This is a genomic window from Micromonospora sp. NPDC050276 (assembly GCF_044459545.1).
GTDB lineage: Bacteria > Actinomycetota > Actinomycetes > Mycobacteriales > Micromonosporaceae > Micromonospora.
The window spans coordinates 324,772-344,075 of record NZ_JBITJA010000004.1 but is presented as its reverse complement, the minus strand read 5'-3'; the positions used below and the strand labels follow the sequence as shown (position 1 = coordinate 344,075).

Here is a 19,304-nt window from a genome sequence, read left to right as displayed (position 1 = left end):
CGCGGATCGACACCCTTTGCATTGGACTGTTGCCTCGGTCGGTGGCGATCCTCTACGGTCTGCTCAGCGGTGGGCGGTGCGGTCCGCATCCGACCCGACACCGCCGGTTGCCCGTCGTGCGGGCCGGGATGGTGGAGTCCCGGGTCGCCCCGGCGGCGGTGCCCCGGCGGTCGTGTGACTCCCAGCTCGTCCCCGGGTTCGGCCCGGGGCGGCTCCGCATGGGGCCGACGGCGAGCCGGGGCACGCCGACCCACCGGGAGAGCCCGTGTTTCTCAGCCCACACGAACAGGACCGCCTGCTCGTGCACGTCGCGGCCGACGTCGCCCGCGCCCGCCGCGAGCGCGGTCTGCGCCTCAACTACCCCGAAGCCGTTGCGGTGATCACCGCGTTCCTCCTCGAAGGGGCCCGCGACGGCCGGTCGGTGGTCGACCTGATGTCGGCCGGCCGGGCGGTGCTCGGTCGCGACGACGTCCAGGACGGCATCCCCGAGCTGCTGAGGGAGGTGCAGGTGGAGGCGACGTTCCCGGACGGCACCAAGCTGGTGACGGTGCACCACCCGATCCCGTGATCCCGGGGGAGATCCTGCCGGCGGCCGGTCCGGTCGAGATCAACGCCTGTCGTCCGGTGACCACCCTGCTCGTGGTCAACACCGCCGACCGCCCGGTGCAGGTGGGCTCGCACTACCACTTCGCCGAAGCCAACCCGGCGCTGTCGTTCGACCGGGGCGCGGCCTGGGGGCAGCGGCTCGCGGTTGCGGCCGGCACCTCGGTCCGGTTCGAGCCGGGCATCAGCCGCAGCGTCGACCTCGTTCCGCTCGGCGGGGCGCGTGTCGTGCCGGGTCTGCGCGGCGAGTGCGCCGGGCCGTTGGACCCGTCGCCGGACGCGGTCGACGGGTCGTCGCGGTGAGTGCCGTGCGGCGGGACCGCTACATCGACCTGTACGGGCCCACCACCGGCGACCGGATCCGGCTGGCCGACACCAACCTGCTGATCGAGGTGGAGACCGACCACTGCGTAGGCGGCGACGAGGCGGTCTTCGGCGGCGGCAAGGTGATCCGCGAGTCGATGGGGCAGTCCCGTGCCACCCGCGCCCAGGGGGCACTGGACACCGTCATCACCGGCGCGGTGGTGCTCGACCACTGGGGCGTGGTCAAGGCCGACGTGGGGCTGCGCGACGGGCGCATCGTGGCGCTCGGCCGGGCCGGAAACCCGGACACCATGCCCGGTGTCCACCCCGACCTGGTCATCGGCCCGGCCACCGAGGTGATCGCGGGCAACGGGCGGATCCTCACCGCTGGCGCGGTCGACACGCATGTGCACTTCATCTGCCCGCAGATCGTCACCGAGGCGCTGGCCAGCGGCGTCACCACGCTGGTCGGCGGCGGCACCGGGCCGGCCGAGGGGACCCGCGCGACGACGGTCACCCCGAACGCCTGGCACCTGGCCCGGATGCACGAGGCGCTGGACACCATGCCGGTCAACGTGCTGCTGCTCGGCAAGGGCAACACCGTCTCCAGCGAGGCGCTGTGGGAACAGTTGCGGGCCGGTGCGGGCGGTTTCAAGCTGCACGAGGACTGGGGCACCACGCCGGCGGCGATCGACGCCTGCCTGCGGGTGGCGGACGAATCCGGGGTTCAGGTGTCGATCCACACCGACACGCTCAACGAGGCCGGTTTCGTCGCCGACACCCTGCGGGCGATCGGTGGGCGGGCGATCCACTCGTACCACACCGAGGGCGCCGGCGGCGGGCACGCGCCGGACATCATCACGGTGGCCAGTGAGCCGAACGTGTTGCCGTCGTCGACCAACCCGACCCGGCCGTACACCGCCAACACCCTCGCCGAGCACCTGGACATGTTGATGGTCTGTCACCATCTCAACCCGTCCGTGCCGGAGGACCTGGCCTTCGCCGAGAGCCGGATCCGGCCGTCCACGATGGCCGCCGAGGACCTGCTGCACGACCTCGGCGCGATCTCCGTCATCGGCTCCGACGCGCAGGCGATGGGCCGGGTCGGCGAGGTGATCACGCGGACCTGGCAGAGCGCGCACGTGATGAAGGACCGGGTCGGCGCGCTGCCCGGCGACGGGGCCGCCGACAACCACCGGGCCCGACGGTACGTGGCGAAGTACACCATCTGCGCGGCGATGGCCAACGGGTTGGAAGGGGAGATCGGCTCGGTCGAGCCGGGCAAACTCGCCGACCTGGTGCTCTGGGACCCGGCGTTCTTCGGCGTCCGACCGCACCTGGTGCTCAAGGGCGGCATGATCGCATACGCCCAGATGGGTGACGCCAACGCCTCCATTCCGACGCCGCAGCCGATGCTGCCGCGGCCGATGTTCGGGGCGTACGGCGCGGCGGCGGCGGCCACCAGCCTGGCCTTCGTGGCCCCGGCGGCGCTGGACGCCGGTCTCCGCCTGGACGTACGACGCCGGGTGGTGCCGGTGCGCGACGTGCGGTCGCGGGGCAAGGCCGACCTGCCGGAGAACAACGCGATGCCGCGCATCGAGGTGGACCCGGACACCTTCACCGTCCGGATCGACGGTCAGGTGGTGGAGCCGGACCCGGTGACCCGACTGCCGATGGCCCAGCGGTACTTCCTCTTCTGATGGCGACACCGAGCCTGCTGTTGCTGCTGGCCGACGGGCGCTTCCCGGCCGGGGCGCACGCGCACTCCGGTGGTCTGGAGGCGGCCGTCGCGGCCGGGCGGGTCACCGACCTGGCCACGTTGGAGGCGTTCCTGACCGGGCGGTTGGCCACCGCCGGTCTGGTCGGCGCGGCGTTCGCGGCGGCCGCACACCGGGCGGCGGCGCTGGCTGAGTCCGCGGTCCGGTCGGGTGCGCTGGCCCGGCTGGACGCGGAGTTGGACGCGCGTACCGCGGCTCCGGCGTTGCGGGCGGTCTCCCGCCGGCAGGGTCGGGCGCTGCTGCGTGCCGGACGGGCCATCTGGCCGGATGCCCCGTTCGGCGACCTGCCCGCCACGCCCGGCGGCGCACACCAGCCGCTGGTGCTCGGGCTGCTCTGCGCGGCGGCCGGGATGTCCCGCGTCGAAACCGCGACGGTCTCCGCGTACGGGACGGTGACCGGGGCGGCCAGCGCCGGCGTACGTCTGCTCGGCCTCGACCCGTACCAGGTCCAGGCCCTGCTGGTCGGCCTCGCCGACGCCTGTGACGGCACGGCCGCCGAGGCGGCGCGGGCCGCCGACGACCCACCGGAGCGGCTGCCGGCCGCCGCCGCTCCACTAGCCGACATCCATGCCGAAATCCATGCCACCTGGGAGGTGCGTCTCTTTGCGTCCTGACACCGTTGTGCCGAGCGCTGTGCCCGCCGTCGAACCGACCACGCCACCGGCCGCCCCACCCCACGACGAGACCGTTCCGCACACCCACCCGGAGCCGGGGGTGGATCCCCATCCACCGTTGGCGCGCGCGGGCCGGGCCCTGCGGGTCGGCATCGGCGGCCCGGTCGGGTCCGGCAAGACCGCCCTGGTGGCCGCGCTCTGCCGGGCGTTCGCCGACGAGTTGCGGCTCGGTGTGGTGACCAACGACATCTACACCACCGAGGACGCCGACTTCCTGCGGCGGGCCGGAGTGCTGGACCCCGCCCGGATCCGCGCGGTGGAGACCGGCTGCTGCCCGCACACCGCGATCCGCGACGACATCGGCGCCAACCTGGACGCCGTCGACGAGCTGGCCGAGGCGGTCGGCCCGTTGGACCTGGTCCTGGTGGAGAGCGGCGGGGACAATCTGACCGCGACCTTCAGCCGGGGTCTGGTCGACCGGCAGATCTTCGTGGTCGACGTGGCGGGAGGCGACAAGGTGCCGCGCAAGGGCGGGCCGGGGGTCACCTCCGCCGACCTCCTCGTGATCAACAAGACCGATCTGGCACCGATGGTGGGCGCCGACCTCGCCGTGATGGACCGCGACGCGCGGGCCCGACGTGGTGACCTCCCGACCCTCTTCCTGTCCATCGTGGCAGACCCCATGGCCACGTCGGTCGCGGACTGGATCCGGCACGAGCTGACCCACCACGCCAGCACGCACCCGATCGCTGTACCGGTCGGTCCGGCCTGATGCGAGCGCTCGCCCGGCTGGTCGCGCGGGCCGACGGTCGGGGCGGGACGGTCCTGGTCGAGCTGCACGGTGAGACGCCGCTGCTGCTGCGTCAGACCCCGACCGACGGTGGTGTCGCCACCGTGCACCTCGTCGGCGGGGCGGCCGGCCCGATCGCCGGAGACGATCTGCGGCTGGAGATCGACGTGGGGCCGGGCGCGGCGGTCCGGGTGCACACCGTCGCCGCGTCGGTCGCCCTACCGGGCCGGCCGGGAGCCGTGTCCCGGATGGCGGTGCGGGCCGTGGTGCGCACCGGGGCCACGTTGCACTGGCTGCCCGAACAGTTGGTCGCGGCGGCCGGCTGCGCGCACCTCGCCGAATCCCGGATCGACCTGGCCGCGGGGGCGAGCCTGTGCTGGCGCGACGAGCTGATCTGCGGCCGGTACGGCGAGGCGCCCGGCGGGGCCGTCGTGCACACCCAGGTCGACTACGCGGGTCGGCCGTTGCTGCGGCAGTCCCTGGCGGTCGGCCCGCAGGCGCCCGGCTGGGCCGGGCCCGCCGTGCTCGACGGCGCGTCGGCCACCGGCTCGCTGCTGGTGGTCGACCCGTCCCGGCCCGCCGAGCCGGCGACGGCCGAGGGCGGCGTTGCCCGGCTGCCACTGGCCGGGGGCCCGGCGACACTGTGGACCGCCACCGCCCCGGACGCGCACACCCTGCGCGCCCACCTCACCGTCTAGGAAGCCTGGTCCGGCGTCGTGCTGGGGCGCTGGCCTCGGCCACCCGCGCTGCGCGTGCGGCGGGGCACTGCTGTTGAGCGTGAAGGTCGCGCCGGGAGAGCCGGGAGGCAGGTCAGCGGTGTGGACCGACCGCGTCGGCGTGCTCCCGTTGACGGGCCGGGTCGAGCCGACCGATCAGGTCGTCGAGCTGACTCACCAGGTCAGCCGCCTGCGGCACACCCAGCTCGGCGAGGCTGGCCCGGACCCGCTCGTCCAGGCGGGCGTGCTCGCGGCGGCCCCGAGCGGTCAGGTACGCCCGAATCCGCCGGCGGTCGATCGGATCGATCCGGCGGAACACGAGGTTGCGGTCGACGAGTTGGTCGACCAGCTTGGTGAGGGTGCCCGGCGGCAGCGACGCCTCGGCGGACACCTCGCTCATCGGGTGCCCCTGACCGTCGGCGAGCAGGCACAGCACGCGCCACGCCTCGATGCTCAGTGCGTCGTCGGCCAGGACGGCGCCCAGCCGGCGGGAGAGCAGCCGTTCGGCGCGGGTGAGCGAGCGCAGCAGGTCGGCTGGCGCCCCGGGCACGTCTGACATGAAACTCCCTGGTCCGGTGGCCCTGTCATGGTAGCGAGTCGTCCCGGTCCGTGGTGAACGCTGGTCTTCCGTCGTGGGCCGGGCAATCATGTGCACATGTCCGCGCCGGCACCGCCGTGGCTGACCGTCGACCGTGCCGTGGTCAGCATCGCGCTGGTCTACCCGATGCGCGGGCCGGCCGGCATGTTCGGCCCCACCTGCGAGCTCTGCGCGCAACTCGCGGTGGAGGAGATCAATCGGTGCGGTGGCGTGCTGGGCCGGGAGGTGCGGCTGGTGCCGGTCGACGGTGGCGCACCACCGGCCGAGGTGGCCGCCGAGGTCGAGGCGTTGGTGTCGGTGGGGGCCGTGCAGGGGGTGACGGGGTGGCACATCTCCTCGGTGCGCCAGGCGTTGGCACCCCGCGTCGCGCACCGGGTGCCGTACGTCTACACCGCACTCTACGAGGGCGGTGAGCGTACCGAAGGGGTCTTCCTGACCAGCGAGACGCCGGACGCCCAACTGTGGCCGGCGATGCGGTTGCTCGCCGACGAGCAGGGGGTGCGGCGCTGGTTCGTGGTCGGCAACGACTACGTGTGGCCGCGCCGTACGTCGCGGGCGGCGCAGCGGTACGCGCTGCGCGGTGGTGGGCAGGTGGTGGGCCGGCACTTCCTCCCCCTGGACGCGCACGACTTCACCGAGGTGTTGCGCCGCATCGAGCACAGTGACGCGGACGCGGTGTTGATGCTGCTGGTCGGTGCCGACGCGGTGCGGTTCAACCGGGCGTTCGCCCGATCCGGCCTGGACCAGCGCTGCCTGCGGCTGAGCACCCTGATGGACGAGAACATGCTGCTGGCCAGTGGTGCCGGTGCGACCCGGAGACTGTACAGCACGGCGGGCTTCTTCGCCGGCTTGGTAACGCAGGAGAATCTCGACTTCCACGGCGAGTTCGCTCGGCGGTTCGGGGTGGAGGCGCCGCCGCTGGGCAGCCTGGGGGAGTCCTGCTACGAGGGCGTCATGCTGCTCGCGGCGCTGATCGGCCAGGCCCGCACCCTCGACGTACGGGCCATCGAGACGGCCGCTGACACGGTGGCCTACCACGGGCCGCGGGGTCGGTTGCGGCTGCGTCAGCGGCACGTGCGTCAGCGCATCTACCTGGCCGAGGCCGACGGGCTCGACTTCACCGTCCTCGCCCAGCTCTGAGCCCGGGGCCCGCAGCCGGCCCGCGAACCCTTGACAGCGCCACCCGATCCCGTCCTAAGATGCTTCCTGCGTGAAGTATCTGATCCCCGGTCAGATGTCACCATTGTGTGCCCACCGTCGGCTGATTCGTCCGCCGGCCATTGTGGTGGCACTTATTTTGCGTCTTTCCGAACGGCCGGCATCGTTTCCTCCCAACGGTGCCGGCCGTTTTCTCGTGCGCGCGATTCGGTCTCTCGGAAACAGTCAATTAAGGACTGGGAAACACCGGCGCAATCATGCCGGTCGACGCTTTCGGTGCCCATATCCGATCTGGTGCCCTGTCCGGCGTCCACCCGTCGGCCTCGGCGCCGCCCTCATCAGCTCCATCTCGGACCGCACCGACCGTCCTTTTTCGCTACTTGAGTGCACCGCAGGGAGAGTAGATGTCACTATTCCGGGGCCGCCGCATCCTGGCGGGTGCCATGACCCTGGTCGCCGCGGCCGCGATGACCGCGTGCGGCAGCAAGACCACCGACGAGGGCGGCGCGACCGGCGTCACCGCCGACGTCTCCGGCGACACCGTCAAGGTGGGCCTGCTCAACTCGCTCTCCGGGACCATGGCGATCAGCGAGGTCACCGTCCGCGACTCCATCATGCTCGCCGTCGAGGAGATCAACGCGGCCGGCGGCGTCCTCGGCAAGAAGATCCAGCCGGTCGGTGAGGACGGCGCCTCCGACTGGCCCACCTTCGCGGAGAAAGCCGAGAAGCTGATCTCCGAGGACCGGGTGGCCGCCGTCTTCGGCTGCTGGACCTCGGCCAGCCGCAAGGCGGTCAAGCCGGTGTTCGAGAAGAACAAGGCGTTGCTGTTCTACCCGGTGCAGTACGAGGGCCTGGAACAGTCGCCCTACATCTTCTACACCGGGGCGACGACCAACCAGCAGATCGTTCCCGGGCTCGACTACCTCAAGTCCCAGGGTGCGAAGTCGGTCTATCTGGTCGGTAGCGACTATGTCTTTCCCCGCACCGCCAACAAAATCATCAAGGCGTACGCCGCCGCGAACGGGATGACCGTGCTGGGCGAGGATTACGCACCCCTCGGCTCCACCGAGTTCGGAACCATCGTCAACAAGGTCAAATCGTCCGGCGCGGACGCGGTGTTCAACACGCTCAACGGTGACAGCAACGTGGCCTTCTTCAAGGAATACAAGTCGGCCGGTCTGACCGCTGCCGCGATGCCGGTGGTGTCGGTGTCGATCGCCGAGGAAGAGGTGAAGGGCATCGGCACCCAGTACCTGGAGGGCCAGCTGACCGCCTGGAACTACTACCAGACGACTCCGGGCGCGGCGAACTCGAAGTTCGTGGCCGCGTACAAGGCGAAGTACGGCGCGGACAAGCCGACGAGCGATCCGATGGAGGCCGCGTACGTCGGCGTGTACCTGTGGAAGGCGATGGTCGAGAAGGCCGGCGCCTTCGACGTGGAGAAGGTCCGGTCCGCCTCGGACGGGATCACCTTCGATGCGCCGGAGGGCCTGGTCACCGTCGACGGCAAGACCCAGCACATCGCCAAGACCGCCCGGATCGGCAAGATCGGCGCGGACGGTCTGATCACCGAGGTGTGGAACTCCGGCAAGCCGGTGGCGCCGGACCCGTACCTCAAGACCTACCCGTGGGCGAGCGGCCTGAGCTGACGACGCCGGCCCGGGCGGGCTGCGCGGCGACGCGCCCCGCCCGGGCCACCCGACCAGCAGTTCGGAGTACCCACCGTGACAGTCCTCTTCGGTCAACTCTTCACCGGCATCAGCATCGGCGCGGTGCTGCTGCTCATCGCGCTCGGCCTCGCGCTGACCTTCGGCCAGATGAACGTGATCAACATGGCGCACGGTGAGTTCATCATGGCCGGCGCGTACACCACCTACGTTCTGCAGCAGAGCATCACCGGTGCCGGTCTGTCGCTGGTGGTCGCGCTGCCGGTGGCGTTCGTGGTCGCCGGCGCCATGGGCGTGCTGCTGGAGGTGTTGCTCATCCGGCGGCTCTACGCCCGGCCGCTGGACACCCTGCTGGTCACCTGGGGGGTGTCGCTGATGTTGCAACAACTGGCCCGGGACATCTTCGGCAGCCCGAACGTGCAGACCCGCGCGCCGGAGCTGCTCACCGGCAACGTGGCACTGCCCGGGGGGCTGACCATCGCCAACAACCGGCTGTTCATCCTCGCCCTGGCGCTGGCCGCCGTCGCGGCGCTCACCCTGGCGCTGCGACTGACCCCGCTCGGGCGCCGCATCCGCGCGGTGGTGCAGAACCGCGACCTCGCCGCGGTGTCCGGCATCGCCACCTCCCGGGTCGACCGGACGACGTTCTTCATCGGTTCCGGCCTGGCCGGGCTGGCCGGAGTGGCCCTCACCCTGCTCGGCCCGATCGGCCCGACCATGGGCACCAACCTGATCATCGACGCCTTCCTGGTCGTCGTGGTCGGCGGGATCGGCCAGCTCAAGGGCAGTGTGATCGTCGCCTTCGCCCTCGGCGTGCTCCAGGCCACCGGGGAGTACCTGACCACCCTCAGCGTCGCCAAGGTGATCGTGTTCGTGGCGATCGTCGCGTTCCTCCAGTGGCGGCCACAGGGCCTGTTCACCCTGCGGACCAGGAGCCTCGCATGACCGCCGTCACCCCCGCGCCGCCCGACACCGCCGTCGCACCGGCGCCCGCCGGCGCCGTACCACCGGGCCGGCCCGCCGGCCGCTCGCGGCTGCGGACGGCGGCCGGCTTCGCCTTCGGCGCGGCGTTGCTGTTCGCTGTCGCGCCGCTGGTGCTGTCGGACTTCCGGCTGGCCCTGCTCGCCAAGTACCTCTGTGTCGCCATGGTCGCGGTCGGCATCGGGATCGCCTGGGGCCGGGGCGGGATGCTCACCCTCGGCCAGGGCGTCTTCTTCGGCCTCGGCGGCTACGCGATGGCCATGCACCTCAAGCTCGCCGACGCGGGCCCGGGTGGGATGCCCGACTTCATGCAGCTGTACGGGCAACTCGACGAGCTGCCGCTGTGGTGGCGACCGTTCGCCAGCCCGTGGTTCGCGCTGCCCGCCACGGTGCTGCTGCCGATGGCGGTCGCCTTCGGGCTCGGCTCACTGGTCTTCCGCCGCCGGGTCCGGGGCGCGTACTTCGCCATCCTCAGCCAGGCGCTCGCCGCCGCGATGGTGATCCTGCTGATCGGCCAGCAGGGCACCACGGGCGGCACCAACGGGCTCACCGACATCAAGGGCTTCTTCGGCTACGACCTGGACGACCCGGTCAACCAGCGGATGGTGTACTTCATCATCGCCGGCACGCTGTTGGCGCTGCTCGCGCTGACCCGTCAACTCATCCACAGCCGCTACGGCGAACTGCTGGTGGCGGTCCGCGACGGTGAGGAGCGGGTCCGCTTCCTGGGCTACGACCCGGCGTCGGTCAAGCTGGTGGCGTACGTCGTCGCGGCGGGTATGGCCGGGCTGGCCGGGGCGCTGTTCGTGCCGGCGGTGGGCATCATCTCGCCGGCGCTGATCGGCATCGTCCCGTCGATCGAGTTCGTCATCGGTGTCGCGGTGGGTGGCCGGGCGACCCTGCTCGGCCCGGTACTCGGCGCGGTGGCGGTGGCCTGGGCGCGTACCGCCCTCTCCGAGCGTTTCCCGGGCACCTGGACGTACCTGCAGGGGTTGCTCTTCGTGGTCGTGGTGGCCTTCCTGCCCGGCGGTCTGGCATCGCTGTGGGCGCTGGCCCGCCGCCGCGACGACGGCGGGGAACCGGTCCGGCACTGGTGGTCGCCGCTGTCGCGACGACGCACCGAGCGAACGGAGGTGCCGGCGGCATGAGCGAACGCACCGAGCGCAGCGAGGGCCGTGAGCGCATGCCCAGCCCGCACGGCATGAGCGAACGCACCGAGCGCAGCGAGGGCCGTGAGCGCATGCCCAGCCAGCACGGCATGAGCGGCGAGCGGTTGGACGGGTTGTCCGTCCGGGACGTGCGGGTCAGCTTCGACGGGTTCACCGCCGTCGACGGCGTCTCCCTGGACGTGCCCGCCGGGGACATCCGGTTCCTGATCGGGCCGAACGGCGCCGGCAAGACCACCCTGGTCGACGCGATCACCGGCCTGGTCCGGGCCACCGGCTCGGTCCGGTTCGGTGACGACGAGCTGCTCGGCCGGCCGGTGCACCGGATCAGCCGGCTCGGCATCGGGCGGACCTTCCAGACCTCGACGGTCTTCGAGGAGCTGTCGGTGCTGCAGAACCTCGACATCGCGGCCGGCGCCCGGCGCAGCTGGGCGACCCTGGCCCGCCGCCGCCGGGGTGTCCCCGACGAGGTCGCCGCCGCGCTGGAGACCATCGGTCTGGCCGAGCGGGCCGCGCACCTCGCCGGGACACTCGCGCACGGCCAGAAGCAGTGGCTGGAGATCGGCATGCTGCTGGTGCAGGACGCGCGGCTGCTGCTGCTGGACGAGCCGGTCGCCGGGATGAGCCACGAGGAACGCGACGCCACCGGCGCCCTGTTGGAGACGGTGAGCCGGGATCGCACGGTCGTCGTGATCGAGCACGACATGGACTTCCTGCGCCGGTTCGCGCGCAGCGTCACCGTGCTGCACGCCGGCCGGGTGCTCAGCGAGGGCACCGTGGCGCAGGTCCAGGCGGACCCGCGCGTGCAGGAGGTCTACCTTGGCCACCCGGTCGACGCCGGGGCGGCCCGCACCCCTGAGGAGGCATGATGTTGACGCTGCGCGGGGTGCACGCCGGGTACGGGCGCTCTCGCGTGCTGCACGGGGTCGATCTCGCGGTCCCGCCCGACGGGGTGGCCGCCGTGCTCGGGCACAACGGCGCCGGCAAGAGCACCCTGCTGCGGGTCGCGGCCGGGCTGCTGCGTCCGAGCGCCGGCACCGTCGAGCTGGACGGCGAGGACGTCACCCGCGCCGGGCCGCACGAGCGGGTGGCGCGGGGGATGGCGTACGTCCCGCAGGGTCAGCAGTGTTTCCCGCACCTGACCGCCGCGGAGAACCTGCGGCTGGTCGCCGACGGCCGGCGCGACGGTGCGGTGGCCACGGCGGAGGCGCTGGACCTGTTTCCGGCGCTGCGCCCGTTGCTGCGGCGACGGGCCGGGCTGCTCTCCGGAGGGCAACGTCAGCAGCTCGCCATCGCCCGTGCCCTGATCACCCGGCCGAGGCTGCTGATGCTCGACGAGCCGACCGAGGGCATCCAACCGTCGGTGGTCGCGGAGATCCAGGAGCGGATCGTCGAGCTGACCCGGCAGTCCGGGTTCAGCGTGCTGCTGGTCGAGCAGCACCTGGGCTTCGCGCTGCGGGTGGCGGATCGCTACCACGTGCTGGAGTCCGGCCGGGTCACCTCGCACGGCGACGGGGGTGTCACGGCGGAACGGGAGGTCCGGGCGGCCCTGGCGGTCTGATCGGCGTTCCGCCGGTCACGGCTGGACCCGGTCGAGGAAGGCACGGGCCAGCCGGACGACCTCGTCGAGGTGCGTCTCGAGCAGCCAGTGCCCGCCGTCGAGCAGGTGCAGGTCCGCGTCGGGCAGGTCCCGCAGGTACGCGCGGGCCGCGCCCTCCGGCATGTAGCCGTCGTGCGGTCCCCACACGATCAGGGTGGGCGGCCGGTGGGTCCGCAGGTACTCCTGCTGGCGGGGGAACCACGCGACGGTGCTGCCCTGGTCGGCGAGCAGGCGCAGCCAGGCGTCGCGCCGCCGGGGGTCCGTGATCAGCGCGCCGGAGAGCCGCCACAGGTCGGGGCTGACCCGGTCGGTCAGCCGGTCCGGCAGCTCGCCCAGGAACTCACCCCGGAAACCCTCCTCGCTGATCGCGGCGGCCAACTGCTCCCGGCCCTCGTCGGTCGGGTCACGCCAGAATCGCTTCAGCGGCTCGTACTTGGGGCCGTGCTGGTCGGGGTAGATGTCGCCGTTCTGGATGATGAGGCCGGCGACTCGCTGCGGTGCGGCCATCGCCAGCCGCAACCCGAACTGGCTGCCGTAGTCCTGGAGGTAGACCACGTAGCGGGTGAGCCCCAGCGTGTCGACGAAGCGCTGGAGCAGGTCGGCGTGCGCGTCGAAGGTGTACGCGAACCGGTTGGGGTCGGGCAGGTCGCTGTAGCCGAAGCCGGGGTAGTCGGGGGCGATGGCGCGCCACCGGTCGGCCAGCGCGGGCAGCAGGTGGCGGAACTGGAACGACGACGACGGGTACCCGTGTGGCAGGAGCACGACCGGCGCGTCGGCGGGACCGGCCTCGCGGTAGAAGATCGTGATGCCGTCGATCTCGACCGTCCGGTGCCGCACAGCGATCTCGGCCATGACCTCTCCTGACACGTCCCGGGTTGGTGGGCTCCCTTGACCGTGCCAGAAGTCGGGCCGCCGTGACGGGGCATCGCCGCGGCCGGTCAGGTCTTCGGGGCGGGTCCGGTCGAGTCGCGGACGACCAGCAGGTGCCCGGTGGGGCGGCGGCGCGGGCGGGTCGTGCGCGGCTTCAGCGCGAGGGTGAGTGCCGTACGCCCCATCTCGGTCAGCGGCAGGCGGATGGTGGTGAGGCTGGGTGCGAGGTCGGCCGCCACCGAGACATCGTCGAAGCCGACGACGGACATCCGGTCGGGCACCGGCACGCGCCGGGCTCGCAGCGTCGACAGCACGCCCATGGCCATCGCGTCGTTGAGCGCGATGATGGCCGTCGTCTCGGGGTGATCGTTGAGGATCTGCTCGGCGGCGGCACGCCCGCCGGCTCGGGTGAAGTCGCTGTGCACGACGGCGAGGTCGGTGCGGGACCGCCCGCGCTGCCGCAGGGCCGACGACACTCCGGCCAGCCGGTCGGCGACCGTGGTGAGGCCGGCGCTGCCGGCGGCGACCGCGAGCCGTCGGTGCCCGAGATCCATCAGATGCTGGGCGAGCGCGAAGCCGCCGGCCTCGTTGTCCGGTAGGACGGCGTCGATGCCGAGCGCGTGCCGTCCGATGGCCGCGGCCCGGCCGCCGTGGTCCTGGAACGCGGCCAACTCGGCGCGGGCGGCGACCTCCATCCGTGGGTCGTCGTAGCCGGAACCGCTGATCAGAACGATGCCGACCCGCTGGGCGATCAGGTGGCGTAGCTGTTGCAACTCGTAGCTGGGGCCGCGGCCGGACTGGCAGATCTGCACGAGCAGCCCCTGCTCGGCGGCGAGTTGGATGACGCCGGCGGCGATCTCGGCGAAGTACGGGTCGTCGATCTGGTGGACGATCAGTCCGACGGTGGAACTGGCCCCGCCGGCGAGGGTGCGGGCGTACGGGTTGGCCACGTAGCCCAGCTCCCGCGCGATCTGCCGGATCCGGTCGGCCACCTCGGCGCTGACCCCCTCGCGGCCGGCGAGGGCTCGGGAGGCGGTCGCCAGCGAGACGGCGGCGTGTTCGGCGACGTCCACGAGGCGCGGCCGCTGGCTGGCCCTGGGCATCCGCAACCCCCTGGAAACATTTACGTCACCTGATCTATTGCTAGCGACGTTGATCGAAGCCTAGGGTACGTAAGCGCTTACGTAAGCGCTTACGTGACCGGCACCAATGTGCCGCGAAACGAGGTGACAGCCATGTCCAGGGCCCGACGAGTCGCCGTCTCCCTCCTGGCGATCGGCGCACTGAGCGGCGCAGGCGTGCCACCGGCGCAGGCGGATCGGAGCGTCGCTCGCGACGTCCACCCGGCGCTCCGCGCGCACCTGATCGCCGCGTACGACTTCGACCATCCGGTGCCCGGCGACCCCGCCCTGGAACGCGACCAGGGCCGCTCCGGCACCGAGATCGAGCTGATCAACGGTGCTGCCGCGATGCGGGTGCCGGACCATGCCTACCGGGGCAGCCGCAACGCGGTGCAGACCCGGCAGGTGGCTCCCACCGTCGCCGGCAACGACGACTGGAAGGCCGGCACCTGGTCGGCCAGCGGGGTGCGGACGCTGCGCGCGTTCAGCGCCACCGCGGGCACCAGCGTGCTGGGCTGGTTCAAGCTGAACATGGACAGCCCGTTGCCCAACTCCACCACCGCCGACCCGGACGACCGGTACAACGCCATCGGTCTGGCGGGAGTCTTGACCGGCGACTCCGACGGCCACGGCGTGCGCGCCCTGCTGGAGCTGATCGACGTCGACGGGGAGTTGCGCCTGGTCGCGCTCGGCCGGCGGCTCGACGGCGGCAACTCGCAGACCTTCGCCGCCAGCCGGGACTGGCGCGAGCTGCTGCCGGCGGGGGAGTGGGTGCACCTGGCCGCCACCTTCGACTTCGACACCGGAGCGCTCGCCCTCTACCGCAACGGCGAACCGGTGGACGGCTTCTACACCCGTACCGACGACCCCTGGCTGGTGTCCGGGCCCGGCCCGCACCTGACCACCGCGTCCGACCCCCGGGGTATCAAGATCGGCGGCAGCTTCCCCCAGGACACCCTGGAGCGCAACCCGTGCGACTGCCGGATGGACGGCCTGATGTTCCTCGACAGTGTGGTCTCCGCGAACGACGTGCGGAGGCAGTACCGCCACCTTGCCCGCTGACCACCCTCGGCACCGTCCCACCGAGAAGGAGACACGCGTGCGCACCCTGCACCGCCGCGCCGGCGGAATCCGCCGGCCCGCCCTGAGCGCCGGCCTCACCGCCCTCGTGCTGATCCTGTCCATGGTCGCCGCGCCCGCGCGGGCCGCCGAGGCGGTCGACGACCCGATCCCCGAGATGCCGGTCCAGTCCCGACTCGGGCTGGTCCTCAGCGAGTACGCCAGCTTCCCGCAGTCGTACCCCACGCCGGCGCCGACCGATCCGCGGCTCATGCGTACCGCGCGGATCAACACCATCATGGAACTGCCCGACGGCTCCGGCCGGCGGGCGGTGCCCGACCTCAACGGCAGCCTCTACCTGGTCGAGGACGGCGTACCGCACGTCTACCTGGACGTGGCGGCGACGTTCGCGCCGCAGTTCTTCTCCGGTCGCGGGCTCGGCCAGGGCTTCGGCTACGTCGCCTTCCACCCGGAGTTCGGGGTGAACGGCCGGTTCTACACCATCCACACCGAGTTGGCGTCGACGACGACCGCCACACCGGACTTCGCCCAGCCCAACACGCTCTTCCACGGCGTCATCACCGAGTGGACGGCGACCGACCCGGGCGCTGCCACCTTCGCCGGTACGCGCCGCGAGGTGCTGCGCATCGGCTTCGGCGGCCAGGTGCACGGCATCCAGGAGATCAACTTCAATCCCACGGCCAAACGTCACGACCGCGACTACGGCCTGCTGTACCTCGCCGTCGGCGACGGTGGCCAGGGCGCCCGCAACACCGACCCGCAGAACCTCGCCCTGCCGCACGGCAAGCTGCTGCGGATCGACCCCCGGGGCACCAACTCCGCCAACGGGCACTACGGCATCCCGTCGGCGGGCCCGTTCGTCGGCCGGGCCGGCGCGCTCGGCGAGATCTACGCCGTCGGCCTCCGGGACCCGCACCGGTTCAGCTGGGACCGGGCGACCGGCCGGATGTACCTCGGGCACATCGGCGAACACGCCGTCGAGGCGATCTACGAGGTCCGCGCCGGGGACAACTTCGGCTGGAGCGAGCGCGAGGGATCGTTCGTCTTCGACAAGACGGCCACGAACCCCTGCGACCGACTGCTCCCGTTGCCCGCCGACGACGACCGGTACGGCTACACCTACCCGGTCGCCGCGTACGACCACGACCCGGCCGCCGGCTGGAACTGCACCGACGACGTCGGTGTCGCGGTGGCCGGCGGGTTCGTCTACCGGGGTCGGGCGTTGCCCGCGCTGCGCGGCAAGTACGTCTTCGGTGACCTGGTCGACGGCCGGGTGCTCTACACCGAGGCGAACGAGATGCGCCGGGGCCGGGAGTTGGCCACGATCCACCAGCTCGCGCTCTTCGACGCGGCCGGCACCCCGGTTCGGATGCGGGACCTGTCCGCGCCGGGCGCACCCGGCGACCCCAACCGGGTGGACCTGCGCTTCGGCACGGACGCGGCCGGGGAGCTCTACCTCGTCGCGAAGGCCAACGGGAAGGTCTGGAAGGTCACCGGCACCAGGGAGTTCGCCAACGGTGACGTCGGGGACGTCACCCTGCGTCGCACCGCCGGGGCCGCCAACTGGTCGCCGGTGACCCCGGCGAAGTGGCAGTTCACCCGCGACCAGGTCATCCTCGCCGAGGCCGGGGAGAGCCGGCCGGGTCCGCGCCGGCCCTTCGAATACGCCGTGCTGACCAACGGCCCGGCCTGGTCGTCGGTGCAGGTCGACGCTCAGGTACGCCTCGACACACCGGTGGAGGTCAGCAACCGGGACGTGATCATCGTCTTCGGCTGGCGCTCGGACACCGAGTTCTACTACGCCCACCTCTCCACCGACAACACCATCTATCCGCACAACGGCATCTTCAAGGTCGACAACGCCGACCGGGAGCGCATCGACCACCAGTGGAACGGCCGGTCCCGCGGCGCCAACCCGGCGATCACCGACGCCAACTGGCATCGCGTCCGGGTGGTGCACCTGCCGGCCACCGGCGAGATCGCCGTCTATGTCGACGGAAACCGGGACCCGTTGCTCACGGCGAAGGACACCACGTTCGGCTCGGGACGGGTCGGCTTCGGCTCGTTCGACAATGTGGGCCGACTGCGCCACCTGACCGTCACCGGCGCGCCGGCCTGAGTCGGTGTAGCGGTGGGGACGGCGACGGTCGCGCCGCCGTCCCCACCGGGTCATCCGCCGACCTGCCCCGGAGGACCCTGTCCACTTCGTAGAATTCCTGCCATGCCGGAGATCGTCGAGTTACTGGCCTCGCCCGTGCACCGCTTCCTGGGCCGGCCCGCCGACGGCCCGGCACCGGCGCCACCTGGTGAGCTGGTCGACACCGTCCGGATCCGGGCCGATCTCGGCATCGTCGGTGACCGGTACTTCGGCCAGCAGGCGCACCGCGACGCCAGCGTCACGGTCATCGCCCAGGAGTCCCTGCCGGTCGGCATCGGCCTGGCGGAGGTGCGGCGCAACATCCTCACCACCGGGATCGCCGTGGACGAGTTGATCGGCAGGGTTCTCGTGCTGGACTCCGGCACGGGCCCGGTCAGCCTGCGGGTCAACCGGGCGGCCCGGCCGTGCGCCTGGATGGACGTCACGGTCGGCCCCGGGGCGTGGAAGGCGCTGCGCACCACCGGCGGCATCCGCTGCACCCCCCTCAACGACGGCACCCTGCGCGTCGGCCCGATCGAGGTCAGCGTCGAGCGGGTGCCCGCATGAGGCCGGCCGTGGGCGGTCCACGTCCGTGCGGAGGTGGGCGGTGAACCCCGAGCTGCGGCAGCTCATCGAGGAGCTGCGGGCCGATCTGGCCGATCTGCCGGAGAGCCTGGCGTACGCCGAGTTCGGCGAGGGCGCGGCCATCGACGCCGTACCGCCGGGACTCCCGGCCGACCTGCGGGATCTCCTGCTGGTGGCCGACGGGCTGCGGGCCGGTCGGATCGAGCTGGCGTCCTCGTCGACTCTCCCCGGGGTGCAATATCACCTCGACTACGCGCCGGACTTCTCGTCCATCCCGCAGGACCGGGCCGGCTGGCTGGTGGTCGGCACCCGTAGCGACGAGCCGATCTTCATGGACCGGGGCACCGGCGCGATCTGGTACTTCCCACCGAACGGCACCGAGTGGTTCATGTCCGACGCGTTCGAGGAGCTCGCCCCCGACCTGGAATCCTTCGTGGACTACTACCTGCTCGGGCCGGGCTACGCCGATCTGACCCCGGCGGACGACCGGTGGTTCGCGTTCCTCGACGAGCAGGGCCTGCTCGACGAGGACGACGAGGATGAGAGTTGAGTCAGACCGGGCTGACGTGTGCGGCCAGGACCCGCCAACCGTGCGGGTCGTCGTGGACCCAGGTCCGGGTGTAGCGCAGTCGCGCCGCGAACGGCGCCCCCTCGAAGACACCGGACACCCGACCCAGGAAGAACGTCACCCCCGTCGTGCCGACGACGAGCAGGTCCAGCTCCTCCTCCACCAACTCCTCCACGACCGACCGGCGGTCCCGGTGCGCGGCCAGGTCATCCTGCTTGGTGTACGTCCGGCCGTCCGGGCCGATGGCGAGCAGCTGGTCGACCAGCAGTTGGTCGAGGGCGGCGACGTCACCGGCCCGCTGGGCGGCCTGCAGGGTGCGTTCGGCGTCGAGCAGCTCTGCCTCGCGTGCGCTGTCCGGCATCGTGCCGTCCTCCCGGTCGGGTCCGACCCGGTGTCACCGTCGCCCCGGGCTGTCCGCATTGTGGCAGCCAGCGTGGCCTGTGCGGGCGCGGATCGCCGCCGACCGTCACAGGCCCAGTCGGATCCGCACGACGGACCACACCTCGTCGAAACCGGCGGCGGAGAGCCGGTCAGGACGCAGCGCCGAACTCGCTCAACTGCCGCCACCGCGCGTCCGACGCGGCGAGGGCCTCGGCCGTCACGGCTCAGGGGCGGATGTCCAGGGCGCCGATCAGGCCGTCGCGCAGCGTGAACCGGTACCGCAGCTCGATCGGGCTGCCGGGAAAGTCGCCGGACACCCGGGTGAGAGCCAGGTACGAGTCGCCTGCCTGCGGGGTCACCCGGACCGGCTCGGCGGTGTACGAGTAGGCGTCCATCGTCTTCTGCCGCCAGGCCCGGATCGAGGGCCGCCCGTCGTACAGCCGGTCCTCGTCGGCGACGCTCGCGGTGTCCGCGAAGCAGGCGACGAAGGCGTCCAGGTCCCGGTCGTTGACGGCCCGGAAGTACCGGTCGATCACGTCGGGCAGGTCGAGGGCCATCTGCTCCTCCTGCGGCACGGGCCGCCGTCGG

21 protein-coding genes are annotated in these 19,304 nt (G+C 72.0%); 16 read left to right on the top strand and 5 right to left on the bottom strand.

The features are described from left to right. Nucleotides 1-265: 265 nt before the first annotated feature. The 6 genes from ACIBF8_RS10510 to ACIBF8_RS10485 are packed head-to-tail and all read left to right on the top strand — an operon-like array spanning nucleotide 266 to nucleotide 4,786. Nucleotides 266-568, top strand: coding sequence for an urease subunit gamma (locus tag ACIBF8_RS10510; protein WP_030335444.1), 303 nt, complete (start codon nucleotides 266-268; stop codon nucleotides 566-568). Then, complete coding sequence (locus tag ACIBF8_RS10505; protein WP_396782214.1) at nucleotides 565-906, top strand: urease subunit beta; 342 nt, start codon at nucleotides 565-567, stop codon at nucleotides 904-906. Before ACIBF8_RS10510 ends, ACIBF8_RS10505 begins: the two co-directional genes overlap by 4 nt. Further along, on the top strand, nucleotides 903-2,606 hold the full coding sequence (locus tag ACIBF8_RS10500; protein ID WP_396782213.1) for an urease subunit alpha: 1,704 nt from the start codon (nucleotides 903-905) through the stop codon (nucleotides 2,604-2,606). The genes ACIBF8_RS10505 and ACIBF8_RS10500 overlap by 4 nt, the downstream gene beginning before the upstream one ends. Next, a complete protein-coding gene (locus ACIBF8_RS10495) occupies nucleotides 2,606-3,298 on the top strand; it encodes an urease accessory protein UreF (RefSeq protein WP_396782211.1) in 693 nt (230 codons plus the stop codon). The genes ACIBF8_RS10500 and ACIBF8_RS10495 overlap by 1 nt, the downstream gene beginning before the upstream one ends. After that, nucleotides 3,288-4,070: an urease accessory protein UreG gene (gene ureG, locus ACIBF8_RS10490; RefSeq protein WP_396782210.1), complete on the top strand. Its 783-nt coding sequence runs from the start codon at nucleotides 3,288-3,290 to the stop codon at nucleotides 4,068-4,070. Before ACIBF8_RS10495 ends, ureG begins: the two co-directional genes overlap by 11 nt. Further along, on the top strand, nucleotides 4,070-4,786 hold the full coding sequence (locus ACIBF8_RS10485; protein WP_396782209.1) for an urease accessory protein UreD: 717 nt from the start codon (nucleotides 4,070-4,072) through the stop codon (nucleotides 4,784-4,786). Before ureG ends, ACIBF8_RS10485 begins: the two co-directional genes overlap by 1 nt. Before the next feature lie 112 nt (nucleotides 4,787-4,898). On the opposite strand, the gene ACIBF8_RS10480 is transcribed toward ACIBF8_RS10485, so the two are convergent. Then, complete coding sequence (locus ACIBF8_RS10480) at nucleotides 4,899-5,363, bottom strand: MarR family winged helix-turn-helix transcriptional regulator (protein ID WP_396782207.1); 465 nt, start codon at nucleotides 5,361-5,363, stop codon at nucleotides 4,899-4,901. A gap of 96 nt (nucleotides 5,364-5,459) precedes the next feature. Here ACIBF8_RS10480 and ACIBF8_RS10475 point away from each other — a divergent pair, with 96 nt between their 5' ends. The 6 genes from ACIBF8_RS10475 to urtE all read left to right on the top strand — a co-directional run bounded on the left by ACIBF8_RS10475 (nucleotide 5,460) and on the right by urtE (nucleotide 11,935). Further along, nucleotides 5,460-6,542 (top strand): substrate-binding domain-containing protein, encoded by a 1,083-nt coding sequence (locus ACIBF8_RS10475; RefSeq protein WP_396782206.1) that lies wholly within the window; start codon nucleotides 5,460-5,462, stop codon nucleotides 6,540-6,542. A 422-nt stretch (nucleotides 6,543-6,964) separates the two neighbouring features. After that, a complete protein-coding gene (gene urtA, locus ACIBF8_RS10470) occupies nucleotides 6,965-8,209 on the top strand; it encodes an urea ABC transporter substrate-binding protein (protein WP_396782205.1) in 1,245 nt (414 codons plus the stop codon). Nucleotides 8,210-8,284: 75 nt separating this feature from the next. After that, nucleotides 8,285-9,172, top strand: a complete 888-nt coding sequence (urtB, locus tag ACIBF8_RS10465) for an urea ABC transporter permease subunit UrtB (RefSeq protein ID WP_396782203.1) — start codon at nucleotides 8,285-8,287, stop codon at nucleotides 9,170-9,172. Further along, nucleotides 9,169-10,356, top strand: coding sequence for an urea ABC transporter permease subunit UrtC (urtC, locus tag ACIBF8_RS10460; protein ID WP_396782202.1), 1,188 nt, complete (start codon nucleotides 9,169-9,171; stop codon nucleotides 10,354-10,356). Before urtB ends, urtC begins: the two co-directional genes overlap by 4 nt. Beyond that, nucleotides 10,353-11,243 (top strand): urea ABC transporter ATP-binding protein UrtD, encoded by an 891-nt coding sequence (gene urtD / locus ACIBF8_RS10455; protein WP_396782200.1) that lies wholly within the window; start codon nucleotides 10,353-10,355, stop codon nucleotides 11,241-11,243. The genes urtC and urtD overlap by 4 nt, the downstream gene beginning before the upstream one ends. Further along, nucleotides 11,243-11,935 (top strand): urea ABC transporter ATP-binding subunit UrtE, encoded by a 693-nt coding sequence (gene urtE, locus ACIBF8_RS10450; protein WP_396782199.1) that lies wholly within the window; start codon nucleotides 11,243-11,245, stop codon nucleotides 11,933-11,935. The genes urtD and urtE overlap by 1 nt, the downstream gene beginning before the upstream one ends. Nucleotides 11,936-11,950: 15 nt before the next feature. On the opposite strand, the gene ACIBF8_RS10445 is transcribed toward urtE, so the two are convergent. Further along, nucleotides 11,951-12,826, bottom strand: a complete 876-nt coding sequence (locus ACIBF8_RS10445; protein WP_396782197.1) for an alpha/beta fold hydrolase — start codon at nucleotides 12,824-12,826, stop codon at nucleotides 11,951-11,953. A gap of 86 nt (nucleotides 12,827-12,912) precedes the next feature. After that, nucleotides 12,913-13,947 carry a LacI family DNA-binding transcriptional regulator gene (locus ACIBF8_RS10440; RefSeq protein ID WP_396782195.1) on the bottom strand — a complete coding sequence of 345 codons (1,035 nt, stop codon included), beginning with the start codon at nucleotides 13,945-13,947 and terminating at the stop codon, nucleotides 12,913-12,915. Between the two features lie 132 nt (nucleotides 13,948-14,079). Here ACIBF8_RS10440 and ACIBF8_RS10435 point away from each other — a divergent pair, with 132 nt between their 5' ends. From ACIBF8_RS10435 to ACIBF8_RS10420, 4 genes are all read left to right on the top strand, one after another. Then, nucleotides 14,080-15,027: a LamG-like jellyroll fold domain-containing protein gene (locus ACIBF8_RS10435; protein WP_396782193.1), complete on the top strand. Its 948-nt coding sequence runs from the start codon at nucleotides 14,080-14,082 to the stop codon at nucleotides 15,025-15,027. 37 nt (nucleotides 15,028-15,064) lie between these two features. Further along, entirely contained in the window at nucleotides 15,065-17,164 is a 2,100-nt protein-coding gene (locus ACIBF8_RS10430) for a PQQ-dependent sugar dehydrogenase (RefSeq protein ID WP_396782191.1), read from the top strand. A gap of 102 nt (nucleotides 17,165-17,266) precedes the next feature. Continuing rightward, nucleotides 17,267-17,749 carry a molybdenum cofactor biosysynthesis protein gene (locus ACIBF8_RS10425; protein ID WP_396782189.1) on the top strand — a complete coding sequence of 161 codons (483 nt, stop codon included), beginning with the start codon at nucleotides 17,267-17,269 and terminating at the stop codon, nucleotides 17,747-17,749. Nucleotides 17,750-17,789: 40 nt separating this feature from the next. Next, entirely contained in the window at nucleotides 17,790-18,317 is a 528-nt protein-coding gene (locus ACIBF8_RS10420; protein WP_396782187.1) for a hypothetical protein, read from the top strand. Nucleotide 18,318: 1 nt separating this feature from the next. On the opposite strand, the gene ACIBF8_RS10415 is transcribed toward ACIBF8_RS10420, so the two are convergent. Both ACIBF8_RS10415 and ACIBF8_RS10410 read right to left on the bottom strand, forming a co-directional pair. Continuing rightward, nucleotides 18,319-18,696 (bottom strand): nuclear transport factor 2 family protein, encoded by a 378-nt coding sequence (locus tag ACIBF8_RS10415; RefSeq protein ID WP_396782185.1) that lies wholly within the window; start codon nucleotides 18,694-18,696, stop codon nucleotides 18,319-18,321. Nucleotides 18,697-18,940: 244 nt separating this feature from the next. Then, nucleotides 18,941-19,273 carry a nuclear transport factor 2 family protein gene (locus tag ACIBF8_RS10410; RefSeq protein WP_396782183.1) on the bottom strand — a complete coding sequence of 111 codons (333 nt, stop codon included), beginning with the start codon at nucleotides 19,271-19,273 and terminating at the stop codon, nucleotides 18,941-18,943. Between the last annotated feature and the right edge of the window lie 31 nt (nucleotides 19,274-19,304).

Bases quoted from the DNA above. Each gene is read 5' to 3' on its own strand.
- ACIBF8_RS10495 (WP_396782211.1), top strand. From the start codon at position 2,606: ATGGCGACACCGAGCCTGCTGTTGCTGCTGGCCGACGGGCGCTTCCCG.
- ACIBF8_RS10485 (WP_396782209.1), top strand. From the start codon at position 4,070: ATGCGAGCGCTCGCCCGGCTGGTCGCGCGGGCCGACGGTCGGGGCGGG.
- ACIBF8_RS10480 (WP_396782207.1), bottom strand. From the start codon at position 5,363: ATGTCAGACGTGCCCGGGGCGCCAGCCGACCTGCTGCGCTCGCTCACC.
- ACIBF8_RS10475 (WP_396782206.1), top strand. From the start codon at position 5,460: ATGTCCGCGCCGGCACCGCCGTGGCTGACCGTCGACCGTGCCGTGGTC.
- urtA (WP_396782205.1), top strand. From the start codon at position 6,965: ATGTCACTATTCCGGGGCCGCCGCATCCTGGCGGGTGCCATGACCCTG.
- urtC (WP_396782202.1), top strand. From the start codon at position 9,169: ATGACCGCCGTCACCCCCGCGCCGCCCGACACCGCCGTCGCACCGGCG.
- urtD (WP_396782200.1), top strand. From the start codon at position 10,353: ATGAGCGAACGCACCGAGCGCAGCGAGGGCCGTGAGCGCATGCCCAGC.
- urtE (WP_396782199.1), top strand. From the start codon at position 11,243: ATGTTGACGCTGCGCGGGGTGCACGCCGGGTACGGGCGCTCTCGCGTG.
- ACIBF8_RS10445 (WP_396782197.1), bottom strand. From the start codon at position 12,826: ATGGCCGAGATCGCTGTGCGGCACCGGACGGTCGAGATCGACGGCATC.
- ACIBF8_RS10440 (WP_396782195.1), bottom strand. From the start codon at position 13,947: ATGCCCAGGGCCAGCCAGCGGCCGCGCCTCGTGGACGTCGCCGAACAC.
- ACIBF8_RS10435 (WP_396782193.1), top strand. From the start codon at position 14,080: ATGTCCAGGGCCCGACGAGTCGCCGTCTCCCTCCTGGCGATCGGCGCA.
- ACIBF8_RS10425 (WP_396782189.1), top strand. From the start codon at position 17,267: ATGCCGGAGATCGTCGAGTTACTGGCCTCGCCCGTGCACCGCTTCCTG.
- ACIBF8_RS10415 (WP_396782185.1), bottom strand. From the start codon at position 18,696: ATGCCGGACAGCGCACGCGAGGCAGAGCTGCTCGACGCCGAACGCACC.
- ACIBF8_RS10410 (WP_396782183.1), bottom strand. From the start codon at position 19,273: ATGGCCCTCGACCTGCCCGACGTGATCGACCGGTACTTCCGGGCCGTC.